Genomic DNA, 11,284 nt, shown 5'->3' on the forward strand with positions numbered 1-11,284 from the left:
ATGTGAGCTGCATGACATCTTCACCCGTCGCGGTCTCGCCCCTGCTCCAGCCGATCACCCTGGGCCCCCTCACGCTGCCCAACCGGGTGGTCATGGCCTCGATGCACATGGGACTGGAGGACCGGCACGACGACCTGCCGCAGCTGGCGGCGTTCTACGCGGAGCGGGCACGCGGCGGCGTCGGACTCATCGTCACCGGCGGCCTGGGCGTCGTCCCCGAGGGCACGGTGACGCTGGGCGGGGGGATGCTCGCCAGCGAGGAGGACGCGCGCGCCCATCGCGTCGTCACGGACGCCGTCCACGCCGCCGGGGGCAGGATCCTCGCCCAGCTGCTGCACGCGGGACGCTACGCCCCCAGCCCCGACCTGGTCTCGGCCTCCGCGGTGCGAGCGCCGATCTCGCGGCACACGCCCCGGGAGATGACGGCCGCGGACATCGAGCGGACCGTGAACGCGTTCGCACGCGCGGCCACGTTGGCCCTGGAGGCCGGATACGACGGCGTGGAGATCATGGCCTCGGAGGGCTACCTCCTCAACCAGTTCCTCGCCCCGGCGACGAACCGACGCGCGGACGAGTACGGGGGCGACGCCGAGCGCCGACGCCGGTTCCCGGCGGCGGTGGTCGCGGCCGTGCGCGAGGCGCTGGGGGAGCGCGGCGTGCTCTCGGTGCGCACCTCGGCGGCGGACCTGGTCCCCGACGGGCAGACGCGCGCGGAGATCGCGGACACCGCCCGGGCCTTCGAGGCCGCCGGAGCGGACGTCCTGATGACCGGCATCGGGTGGCACGAGTCCCGCGTGCCGACCATCGTGACCTCCGTGCCGCGCGCCGCGTTCCTCGCCGCCTCGGCTGACCTGACCGCCGCCGTCGACATCCCCGTGATCGCCTCCAACCGGCTCACCACCCCCGCCGAGGCGGAGGAGGCGCTGACGTCCGGGGCCGCCGCGCTCGTCGGGCTGGCCCGGCCCCTGCTGGCGGACCCCGAGTGGATGGCCGCGATCAGCGACCCGCGCGCTCGGACCCTGACCCCGTGCATCGCCTGCAACCAGGCCTGCCTCGACCACGTGTTCACCGGGGCCAAGGTCTCGTGCCTGATGAACCCCCGCGCCGGGCGGGAGACGGAGCCGGAGTACGCCGCGCCCGTCCCGGTGGCCCTGGGCCGCCGGCGCCGGATCGCCGTGGTCGGTGCCGGGCCGGCGGGCCTCACGGCCGCGGAGCGTGCGGCCCGGTTCGGGCACGAGGTCACCCTGTTCGACCGGCACGCCGAGCCCGGCGGGCAGTTCCGGCTCGCCCGGCGCATCCCCGGCAAGGAGGAGTTCGGTCCCGCGCTGGAGCACCTGGCGGCCCGCGCGGCGGCATCCGGGGTGACGCTCGTGACCGGGGAGGAGGTGTCCGCACAGACACTCCTCACGGACGATGGGCGGCCGGGCTACGACGAGGTGCTCCTCACCACCGGCGTGCGGCCGCGGCCCGTCGCTCTGCCCGGGGCGGGGGAGCCGGGCGCGCCCGCCGTCCACGCGTACGACGACGTGGTCCTGGGCCACGTCGACGTCGGTCCGCGCGTCGCGGTGATCGGCGCCGGCGGCGTGGGCGTGGATGTCGCCGAGGCCCTGGCGGCCGGCACGGAACGGCCGGACGGGACACCCGAGACGCAGGAGCACTGGCGGGCCCGCTGGGGCGTGGCACTGACCTCTCAGACGCCGGGCCAGCTGGCGAAGCCGGCCGCGGCCCACCCCGGACGCGAGGTCCACCTGCTCCAGCGCAGCCCCGGACCGATCGGCGTCCGACTGCGCCCCACCACCGGCTGGGTGCACCGCGCCGAGCTGCGGCGGCACGGGGTCCACCTGCACTCCGGTGTGACCTACGAGGGCCTCGGCCCCGACGGCCTGCGCGTGACCGCGCCGTCCCCGGAGGACCCCGAGACACGCGTGCCGCTGACCCTGGATGTGACGGACGTCGTCGTGTGCGCCGGGCAGGAGTCCGAGACGGATCTCGTCGAGGACCTGGTGGCTGCGGGCTACGCGCCGGAGGCGGTGCGCCTGATCGGTGGCGCGGCCGAAGCCCGCGAGCTCGACGCCTACCGGGCCATGGACCACGCCGTGCGGGCCGTGCAGGGCTGAGCCGCGCCGCCGGCCGGCGGGCCCTCCCGGGCGGACGACGTCAGGGCTACGGTCGGGGCATGGCTCTCATCTACACCGCACGCCTGGACCCGGACAAGCCCGAATGGATCCGCCGCCGCCTCGTGGCGCACGGACTGCCCGCGGACGTGACCGCCGAGAAGGTCGGCTCGTACCGGTTCGACGATCCCGCCGGCGAGATCGGCGTCGAGTCGATGCTCGTGCGCGTGGGGGACCAGCTGTATCAGACCGCGTTCGCCTACCGAGGCGACGCACCCCTCGAGGGGGACGTCGTGGCCGAGGCGGAGCACTCCGTCCTGGGACACCGCTGGGTCGTGGACGCCGCCACCGACCCGGACGCGCGCCGCATCCTCGCGGCGGGCGTGCGCGGCGAGATCCCGCAGGCCCGACTCGAGATGCACGACGAGTCCGGGACCTACCTCGAGACGCGCGCCCCGGACCTCACCCTCCGCGTGATCGGCGCCGATGCGACGGGGGAGCTCGAGGTGCCGGTCGAGCTGTCGGAGACGGATGAGGCGGACGTCGACGGCCCGCGATGCCTCATCGCCGAGGGAGACGGTGTGCGGGCCGTCGTCGCGCGTCTTACCTGAGGGGCGGTCCGCGCGGTCAGAGGCCGCGCGGACCCCAGGACCGCAGCCGGCGATGGCTGGTGAGCGACATGTACAGCGCGATGCACCAGCCGAGGACGGTCCACCCGGTGAGCAGGTTCACCCAGAATACCGCCCACACGTTGGAACGGCCACGGACGGCGGCGACGGCCCATGGAGCCAGGTAGCCCGCCGTGGCGATGGCCAGGACGACGGCGATCGTCGCGTGCAGGGGGCGGTCGCGCTGGTCGGTCATGATCGTCATGGGTCCAGGCTACGCGCGAGACCCGCCGCGGAGGGCGCCCTGTCCACCGTTCCGCAGTGCGCCGATAATGTACATTATGTCAACTAGCCTGTTCTTCGCCTCCCCTTCGGAGGCCGCCTGCACGGCACGCGCCGCGTCGTGAACTGGCCCAGGTGGCCGCGCCGGGCGGCACCGACACCGCGTGCCGGGGTTCACTCCCCCGGGTCTGCGGACAGCCGCTCCAGCAACGGCAGGACAGCCGCCACCGCCGTCCGGCTCTCGTGCCAGAGCCCGTGTCGCAACCGGGAATGGACGGCCTGCTGGCTGATCCCGAGTTCGGCCGCCGCCTCTCGCTGACTGGCGCCGGCTTCGACCAGCCGTCCCGCCGCGTGCTGATCAGCGGACCGGCGCCGTTCCACCGCGGCGACCAGCTGCAGGGTGGCCTCCGCACAGCGCAGATCAGCCTCTCGGCCGGCATCCGAGGCGCGGTCCGCGCGACCTCCGCCCGGCAGCACGAGTCGGCCCGGTGCCCGCCGGGCCCGCCGCCGCTCGGCTGTTGTCAGGTACGACAATGATGAATCCTTGTCGAGGGCATCCTCGGGATCCAACAGCACCGCCCAGGACCCGGTCCGCACGGCCCACAGCGCCAAGCCGACCGTGGCCGCCATGCCGTCGACGACGACGGCCAGCTCGCCGTCGTGCGACGCCGCATCGGTGCCCGGGCCGGATTCGTCGAGAAGCCACGCCGCCGCGGTCACAGCCGCGTCCGGGCGAGGATCGTCGAGCAGCGCGGCTGCCAGACGCCGCGCGTCGTCAGCGGTGGCGGCGGTCGGTCGGATGGGCACCAGATGCACGGACACCATGCAGTGAGCCTACCTCTGACAAAGGCGCTGTCTTGTTGTGGGGCCCGTCTGCCGAGCCGTCCTCGGCCGGACGCTCCGTCCGGACGTCTCGGTGCGCCAGACTGGATGCATGACGTCCTCCCCCACCGCCCGTCGTGTCGTGCCCGCCGAGCATCGCGCCCCGCGCGGCGCCCTGCCTGCGCTTGCCGTCGACCTCCTGCTCACCGTCCTCTTCGTGGCTCTGGGCCAGGGGCAGCACTCCACGGAGCGCGGGCTGCTGGGTCTGCTGGTCACGGCGGCGCCGTTCCTCGCGGGCCTCCTGCTCATGACCGGGCTGACCTCCGGACACCGGACCTGGGCCCGCGTGTGGCCCCACGGCGTGATCGTCTGGCTGGGGACCGTCGCCGTCGGGATGGTCCTGCGCGTGGCCTTCGGCCTCGGTGGCGCACCCGTGTCCTTCGTGCTCGTGGCGCTCGGGGTGCTGGGCGTCCTGCTCCTGGGCCGCCGGGCAGTGACCGCCTGGCTGGTGCGCCGCACCCGGAGGTGAGGAGCCGGCGCGCAGCTAGGATCATCGCGGACACCGGACCCGCAGCATCGAGGAAATGAGGACCGCCCGTGGTCACCGCCATCGTCTTGATCAAGACCGACAAATCCAGCATCCCGGAGACCGCCGAGGCCCTCGCTGCGCTCGAGGGGGTCGGGTCGGTCTACTCCGTGACCGGCGCGTGGGACCTGGTGGCGATGGTCAAGGTGCGCCGCTATGAGGACCTCGCCGACGTGATCGCCGACCACCTCTCCAAGGTCGACGGGATCCAGGACACCGAGACCATGCTGGCCTTCCGGACCTACTCGTCTGAGGACCTCGGCGAGGGATGGGCGCTCGGCTTCGACTCCTGAGCGTCCTCTCCACGACGGGCCCCATCTCGCCGGCGAGGGCCCGTCGTCGCACCATCAGGATCGGGAGAAGGCGACCCAGCGGTCCAGGACGTCACGCGCGGCGCCGGAGTCGATCGACTCGGCGGCCCGCGCCATGTTGGCCGCCAGTCGCTCCATCAGCGGCGCGTCCGCGTCGCGGTCCCAGGCCGTCAGGCCCGCGGCCGCGTTGAGGAGGACGGCGTCGCGGATCGGGCCCTTCTCCCCCGCCAGCAGAGCGCGGACGAGGGTCGCATTGTAGGCGCCGTCCCGCCCGGCCAGGGCCTGGACGGGGGCCAGGTCGATGCCCAGCTCCCGGGGATCGAGCTCGTGGGTGCGCACACCGTCCCGGACCTCCATGACGGTCGACGGCCCCGACGTCGTGATCTTGTCCCGGCCGTCCGCCCCGCGGAAGACGAAGCCGCGCACCCCCCGGTCCGCGAGCACCTGCGCCAGCAGCGGGACCATGGCCTCACTCGAGCAGCCCAGGGCCTGGGCGGTGACCTGGGCCGGATTGCTCAGGGGGCCGAGGAAGTTGAACACGGTGGGCACGCCGAGCTGCTTGCGCACCGGGGCCACATACTTCATGGACGGGTGGTAGTTCTGGGCGAACAGGAACGTGATGCCCACGGCCTCGGCGCACTCCTCGGCCTTCCGGGCCGGCATGGACAAGTCCACGCCGAGGGCCTCGATCACGTCGGCCGCGCCGGCGGTGGACGAGGCGCCGCGGTTCCCGTGCTTGACGATCCGCGCGCCCGCACCTGCGGCCACGAGCGAGGACATCGTGGAGAGGTTCACGGTCCCCAGACGGTCGCCGCCCGTGCCCACGACGTCGAGGGTCTCCCCCGGCACGTGCACCGGGTTCGCCGCCTGCACCATCGCCTCGGTCAGGCCGCGCAGCTCCGGCACCGTCACCCCCTTGGCGGCCAGGGCGAGGAGGAATCCCCCCACCTGCCCCTCGGTGGCATCGCCGGCCATCATCTCCCCCATGGCCCACGCGGCGACGTCGTCGCTGAGGTCCTCACCGACGGTGAGGGCGCGGAAGACCTCCGGCCAGGAGGTCCCAAGGACTGCTGCGGTGTTCTCGGGGGTGCTCACGCACTGAGCCTAGCGGCCCGGCCGCACCCGGCACCGCGTCGTGTCATGCGCCGCGCACCGCGAACCTGAACATCCCCTGGACGCCAGCCCCCGACTGTCACTGAAACCCCCCGACGGTGCTGACGACCTGTCCTGCGACACGGTAGGTTCGATTTACCGCCCGGGCGGTGTTTGGGGCCATAATGGCTGGGTGACCACAGCTAACCCCACTCTCCATCAGCCCACCACGGGGCTCCCGAGCCGGCCGAACATGGTGCAGGTCGGGACCATGGTGTGGCTTGCCAGCGAGCTCATGTTCTTCGGTGGGCTCTTCGCCATGTACTTCACCCTGCGCTCCACGTCTCCGGAGCTCTGGGCCGAGCACACCGCGATCCTCAACGTCCCGCTCGCCGCGGTGAACACGACGATCCTGGTGCTCTCCTCCGTCACCGCCCAGTTCGGCGTCCTCGCCGCCGAGCGCCTTCAGCCCCGCCGCACCGGCGGCTTCCTGCAGTTCGGGAAGTGGGGCATGGTCGAGTGGTTCATCCTGACCTTCATCATGGGCTCGATCTTCGTGGCGGTGCAGTCCTACGAGTACGCGGTTCTCGTCTCCGAGGGTGTGACCGTCGCGGCGAACGCGTACGGCTCGGCGTTCTACATCACCACCGGCTTCCACGCCATCCACGTGACCGGCGGCCTGATCGCGTTCCTCTTCATCATCGGCCGCGCCTACATGGCCCGCCGCTTCGGCCACCACGAGGCGACGTCGGCGATCGTCGTGTCCTACTACTGGCACTTCGTGGACGTCGTCTGGATCGCCCTGTTCTTCATCGTCTACTTCCTGAAGTAAGACGACCCCCACTCACCGCACCGACTTCAGGCCCGGGCCGGCAGCATGAGCGGCCCGCCCGGGAAGAGAACGATAGGAAACCCCCGTGAAGGCACTTTCGCAGAACCGACGCCATCCCCTGATGGGGCTGGCGCTCCTCCTGCTGGGACTCCTGGTGACCGGCGGACTGTACTCCGTCGCGAGCACCGTGAACCAGGCGCAGGCGGCCACGCAGGTCACCGCGGCCGCCTCGGCTGATGACATCTCCGAGGGCGAGAAGCTCTTCAACGCGAACTGCGCCTCGTGCCACGGCACGGGTGCCGCGGGGGGTCCCTCCGGTCCGTCCCTGATCGGTGTCGGCGCCGCCTCCGTCGACTTCCAGGTGGGCACCGGCCGCATGCCGATGCAGATGAACGGCCCGCAGGCCCAGGTCAAGCCGAACCAGTTCAACGACGAGCAGACGGCGCAGCTCGCCGCCTACGTCGCCTCGCTGGGCGCCGGCCCCGCCGTCCCCGAGGACGAGTACCTGGATGTGAACCACGAGGATGTGGACATCACCCGCGGCGGCGACCTGTTCCGCATCAACTGCGCCATGTGCCACAACGCGGCTGCGGCCGGCGGTGCGCTCACCCGCGGCAAGTACGCCCCGTCTCTGCACGGCGTGGAGGAGAAGCACATCTACGAGGCCATGGAGACCGGCCCGCAGAACATGCCGGTGTTCTCCGACTCGAACATCAAGCCCGAGGACAAGCGCGACATCATCGCCTACCTGAAGACCATCGAGAACCAGGGCTCCCCCGGCGGCCTCGCCCTCGGCTCGCTCGGCCCCGTCTCCGAGGGCCTGTTCATCTGGACCGCGGGCCTGGCGCTGATCATCGGCTTCATGGTCTGGCTCACCAGCCGGTCCTCCTGATCCCGTCGGCGCAGGCGCGCCGACCACCCGTCATCGACATTCATCACTCGAGTAAAGGAAACAGGACATATGGGCGAGAAAGGCTTTGAAGGGACCGAGCACCGCTCGGGTTCCCTCGAGCACGCCGGCGAGGACGCGCCCCGGTACGCGATCGACAACCCGGGCCTGCCTCCGCACCGTCCGCGCCTGGCCGATGAGGATCCGAAGGCTGCGAAGCGCGCCGAGCGTCAGGTCTCGGTCATGTTCCTCATCTCCATCGTGGGCACGGTGCTCTTCTTCATCGGCTACTTCGGCGTGGGGCAGATCGGGAACGGTGAGGCGTTCAGCAAGATCTACCTGCAGAACCTGCTGCTCGGCCTGGGCACCGCCCTCGCCATGTTCGGCATCGGCATCGGCGTGGTGCACTGGGCCAAGACCCTGATGCCCGACCACGAGACCGTGGAGGACCGTCATGAGATCCGCTCGGAGGCCGACCGTGTCGCCGCCACCGGGATGATCTCCGAGATCCTGGACGAGTCGCAGATCAAGCGCCGCCCCCTGCTGCGCAACACCCTGATCGGCGCCGCCCTGCTTGCCCCCCTGCCGTTCATCGCCGTGTTCCGCGATCTGGACGACTCGGACAACTTCTCGGATGAGGAGATCCACAACTTCGGTCCGGAGCGTCTGCGTCACACCATGTGGGCCGAGGGCGTGCGCCTCGTGCGCGACCCCACCGGCTCCCCCATCAAGGCCTCGGACGTCACGCTCGGCTCCGCCGTGCACGTCATCCCCGACGGCCTGAACGACCTGGGCCCTGACAAGCTCAACCAGAAGGCCAAGGCCGTCGTCCTGCTCATGCGCCTCGACCCGGCCAAGGTGAAGATCACCCCGGGTCGCGAGGACTGGAACGTGGACGGGATCTTCGCCTACTCCAAGGTCTGCACGCACGTGGGCTGCCCGATCGCCCTGTACGAGCAGCACACCCACCACCTGCTCTGCCCCTGCCACCAGTCGACCTTCGACCTGACGCAGGAGTGCAAGGTCATCTTCGGCCCGGCCAGCCACGCGCTGCCGCAGCTGCCGATCACCGTGGACGACGAGGGCTACCTCGTGGCCCAGAGCGATTTCCATGAGCCCGTCGGGCCTGTCTACTGGGAGCGTGGCTGACACCTATGAGCACCACCGTGAATGAGTTCCAGCCGGCGACCACGACCGGCCGCATCGCCAACTTCGTCGACACCCGCATGGGCATGTCGCCGATCGTGAAGTTCTTCGGCCGCAAGATCTTCCCGGACCACTGGACGTTCATGTTCGGCGAGGTCGCCCTGTACAGCTTCGTCATCCTGCTGCTGTCCGGCGCGTTCCTCACCCTCTTCTTCGACCCCTCCATGTCGGAGGTCGTCTACGACGGGGCCTACGCCCCGCTGCGCGGCATCGAGATGTCCGCGGCCTACGCCTCGACCCTGGACATCTCGTTCGACGTGCGCGGCGGCCTGTTCATGCGCCAGCTGCACCACTGGGCGGCGCTGATGTTCGTGGCGGCCATGTCCGTCCACATGCTGCGCGTGTTCTTCACCGGCGCGTTCCGTCGCCCGCGTGAGCTGAACTGGCTGGTCGGCTGCTTCCTGCTGATGGCCGGCTGGGCCGCCGGCTTCACCGGCTACTCCCTGCCCGACGAGGTGCTCTCCGGCAACGGCCTGCGCATCATCGACGGCATCCTGAAGTCGCTGCCGCTGGTGGGCACGTACCTCTCCGCCTTCTTCTTCGGCGGCGAGTTCCCCGGCCACTCGGTCATCGGCCGCCTGTACGCCCTGCACATCATGATCGTGCCGGCCGCCATCCTGCTGCTGATCGGCATCCACCTGTTCATGGTCGTCGTGCACAAGCACACCCAGTACCCGGGCCCGGGCCGCACCGAGGACAACGTGGTCGGCTACCCGGTGGGCCCCGTGTACGCGGCCAAGGCCGGCGGCTTCTTCTTCATCGTGTTCGGTGTGCTCGCGCTCATCGCCTCCACGGTGACGATCAACGCCAACTGGAACTACGGCCCGTACGATCCGTCCCCGGTGCAGGCCGGCACCCAGCCCGACTGGTACATCGGCGTGTTCGACGGCGCCCTGCGCCTCATGCCGGGCATGATCGGCGACTACTCCTTCCTCTGGAACATCCCGATGCCGTGGGGCTCCTCGGTGTCCCTGCCCATGGGCGTGCTCGTGCCGCTGATCCCGGTCGGCGTCCTGCTCGTCGGCATGTGCACCTGGCCCTGGATCGAGCGGTGGATCACCAAGGACAACACTGAGCACCACCTGCTCGACCGTCCGCGCAACGCCCCGGCCCGCACGGGCATCGGCGTGGCCGCCGTCGTCTGGTACTGCGTCATGTGGGCGGCCGCGTCCTCGGACCTCATCGCCACCCACTTCCACCTCTCCCTGAACGACGTGCTGTACGTGCTGCGCGCGCTGTTCTTCCTCGGCCCGGTGATCGCCTTCATCGTGACCCGCCGCATCTGCCTGTCCCTGCAGCGCAAGGACCGTGAGCTCGTGCTCCACGGCCACGAGGCCGGTGTCATCGAGATGTCCCCCGAGGGCGGCTTCCACGAGCGGCACCGTCAGCTCACCGACTACGAGCTGTACCGCCTGGTGTCCTTCGAGGACCGCCGTCCGGTGGCTGCCATCCCCAGCCGCAACGGCAAGGTGGGCATGCTGGAGAAGGCCCGTGCCGGCCTGAACCGCATGTTCTACCAGGAACGCGTCGCCCCGGTCTCCCGCGAGGAGCTGGTGGAGGCCCGTACCCACGGTCAGCATGGCCACGAGGAGCACCCCGTCGAGCTCGGACACGGCTCGGACGCTCCTCGTCTGGAGCGCTGACCCCGGTCGGCTGATCCTCTGACGAAGGGCCCCGCGCACCACGGTGCGCGGGGCCCTTCGGCGTCCCGGGAGGCGGGCCGCCGCGGCCACCGAGGGAGAGCCCGCCCACGGCCGCAGCGGGCGTCACGAGGCGGTCCAGCGCCCCGCCCCCCCGACTGCCGGGTCTCTGCGTCCTGCGCTGCGGGGTCCTCGTTCGGCGGCCACCTCGGGTGGGCGTGAGCAAAGTGGTGCGCCTCGCTCGTCGCGGCCGGCCGGTTCGGGCACGGACAGGCGTGCGTCCGGTCCGCGACGACGGATGCGGGGCGGATGCAGGTGGCGTTCTACGGGGGCATCCCGAGAGACGGCCGGAGACGGGCACCGTCGATGCTCTGGGTCCTCAAGCGGCTCTCCTCCCACGTGCGCTCAGAGTCGATGAGGTGGCGCCCCACCACGGGTGGGCGCTGCGACATCCGCTCGTCCTCGGAGGGAGGTCCGCGCATGGGCCTCGCCCACGCACACCACTGCCCTCTGTACCGTCCGCTGCGCCCGCCCACCACCAGCTGCGCCCGGACACGGTCGAACGTACCGGCACCGGGCCGGAATCCTCCGCCTGCGTGCCCACCCCGGCAGGGAAAGACCGGCGCCAGACGCCTCAGCGGGTCGCCGCCGCAGGCCGAGGCGCACCGTGCACCTGCAAGCTGTGGGACACGGGCCGACCCCCTAGCGGTGGCGCGCGGAGCTCTGACGGCCTCACGGCGAAGCCGGACCTGTCGCCGCGTGTGGCAGCGGTGCCCGGGCGGGGTGCACCGAGCTGCAACTCAGCGATCGACCAGCACACCCCCTGGCCCGGACCGGGGCGAGAGAGTGTAAGCGGCCATGAAAAGCTGCCCATAGGTGGCCAGGGAATGACCCGCTGACGG

At 71.2% G+C, this 11,284-nt stretch carries 11 protein-coding genes; 8 read left to right on the plus strand and 3 right to left on the minus strand.

The genetic code is table 11. The annotated features are described in order from the left end of the window. The first annotated feature begins 11 nt into the window (after window positions 1-11). Both NR073_RS04870 and NR073_RS04875 read left to right on the plus strand, forming a co-directional pair. On the plus strand, window positions 12-2,117 hold the full coding sequence (locus NR073_RS04870; RefSeq protein ID WP_041103776.1) for an NADPH-dependent 2,4-dienoyl-CoA reductase: 2,106 nt from the start codon (window positions 12-14) through the stop codon (window positions 2,115-2,117). A 59-nt stretch (window positions 2,118-2,176) separates the two neighbouring features. Beyond that, window positions 2,177-2,725, plus strand: coding sequence for a hypothetical protein (locus tag NR073_RS04875; RefSeq protein ID WP_041103774.1), 549 nt, complete (start codon window positions 2,177-2,179; stop codon window positions 2,723-2,725). A 16-nt stretch (window positions 2,726-2,741) separates the two neighbouring features. On the opposite strand, the gene NR073_RS04880 is transcribed toward NR073_RS04875, so the two are convergent. Further along, window positions 2,742-2,987, minus strand: a complete 246-nt coding sequence (locus tag NR073_RS04880) for a superinfection immunity protein (protein ID WP_002854519.1) — start codon at window positions 2,985-2,987, stop codon at window positions 2,742-2,744. 191 nt (window positions 2,988-3,178) lie between these two features. Further along, complete coding sequence (locus tag NR073_RS04885; RefSeq protein ID WP_044658562.1) at window positions 3,179-3,829, minus strand: hypothetical protein; 651 nt, start codon at window positions 3,827-3,829, stop codon at window positions 3,179-3,181. Between the two features lie 109 nt (window positions 3,830-3,938). Here NR073_RS04885 and NR073_RS04890 point away from each other — a divergent pair, with 109 nt between their 5' ends. Beyond that, window positions 3,939-4,355 carry a DUF3054 domain-containing protein gene (locus tag NR073_RS04890; RefSeq protein WP_036315092.1) on the plus strand — a complete coding sequence of 139 codons (417 nt, stop codon included), beginning with the start codon at window positions 3,939-3,941 and terminating at the stop codon, window positions 4,353-4,355. Between the two features lie 68 nt (window positions 4,356-4,423). Next, window positions 4,424-4,705, plus strand: coding sequence for an Lrp/AsnC family transcriptional regulator (locus NR073_RS04895; RefSeq protein ID WP_036384759.1), 282 nt, complete (start codon window positions 4,424-4,426; stop codon window positions 4,703-4,705). 54 nt (window positions 4,706-4,759) lie between these two features. On the opposite strand, the gene trpD is transcribed toward NR073_RS04895, so the two are convergent. Continuing rightward, a complete protein-coding gene (gene trpD / locus NR073_RS04900) occupies window positions 4,760-5,818 on the minus strand; it encodes an anthranilate phosphoribosyltransferase (protein WP_044658561.1) in 1,059 nt (352 codons plus the stop codon). A gap of 250 nt (window positions 5,819-6,068) precedes the next feature. Here trpD and NR073_RS04905 point away from each other — a divergent pair, with 250 nt between their 5' ends. From NR073_RS04905 to NR073_RS04920, 4 genes are all read left to right on the plus strand, one after another. Further along, entirely contained in the window at window positions 6,069-6,647 is a 579-nt protein-coding gene (locus NR073_RS04905) for a cytochrome c oxidase subunit 3 (protein WP_020625607.1), read from the plus strand. 85 nt (window positions 6,648-6,732) lie between these two features. Next, window positions 6,733-7,539 carry a cytochrome c gene (locus NR073_RS04910; protein ID WP_002854532.1) on the plus strand — a complete coding sequence of 269 codons (807 nt, stop codon included), beginning with the start codon at window positions 6,733-6,735 and terminating at the stop codon, window positions 7,537-7,539. 69 nt (window positions 7,540-7,608) lie between these two features. Further along, window positions 7,609-8,685, plus strand: a complete 1,077-nt coding sequence (locus NR073_RS04915) for a ubiquinol-cytochrome c reductase iron-sulfur subunit (RefSeq protein ID WP_044658560.1) — start codon at window positions 7,609-7,611, stop codon at window positions 8,683-8,685. A gap of 5 nt (window positions 8,686-8,690) precedes the next feature. Beyond that, entirely contained in the window at window positions 8,691-10,385 is a 1,695-nt protein-coding gene (locus tag NR073_RS04920; RefSeq protein WP_060973439.1) for a cytochrome bc complex cytochrome b subunit, read from the plus strand. The last annotated feature ends 899 nt before the right edge of the window (window positions 10,386-11,284 follow it).

Origin of the sequence: Micrococcus sp. Mcc28 (genome assembly GCF_024519775.1) — a bacterium.
In the GTDB taxonomy this organism is placed as follows: domain Bacteria; phylum Actinomycetota; class Actinomycetes; order Actinomycetales; family Micrococcaceae; genus Micrococcus; species Micrococcus luteus.

Coding starts and splice junctions, on each gene's coding strand:
- NR073_RS04885 (WP_044658562.1), bottom strand. CDS start 3,829: ATGGTGTCCGTGCATCTGGTGCCCATCCGACCGACCGCCGCCACCGCT.
- NR073_RS04870 (WP_041103776.1), top strand. CDS start 12: ATGACATCTTCACCCGTCGCGGTCTCGCCCCTGCTCCAGCCGATCACC.
- NR073_RS04875 (WP_041103774.1), top strand. CDS start 2,177: ATGGCTCTCATCTACACCGCACGCCTGGACCCGGACAAGCCCGAATGG.
- NR073_RS04880 (WP_002854519.1), bottom strand. CDS start 2,987: ATGACGATCATGACCGACCAGCGCGACCGCCCCCTGCACGCGACGATC.
- NR073_RS04915 (WP_044658560.1), top strand. CDS start 7,609: ATGGGCGAGAAAGGCTTTGAAGGGACCGAGCACCGCTCGGGTTCCCTC.
- NR073_RS04905 (WP_020625607.1), top strand. CDS start 6,069: ATGGTGCAGGTCGGGACCATGGTGTGGCTTGCCAGCGAGCTCATGTTC.
- NR073_RS04920 (WP_060973439.1), top strand. CDS start 8,691: ATGAGCACCACCGTGAATGAGTTCCAGCCGGCGACCACGACCGGCCGC.
- NR073_RS04890 (WP_036315092.1), top strand. CDS start 3,939: ATGACGTCCTCCCCCACCGCCCGTCGTGTCGTGCCCGCCGAGCATCGC.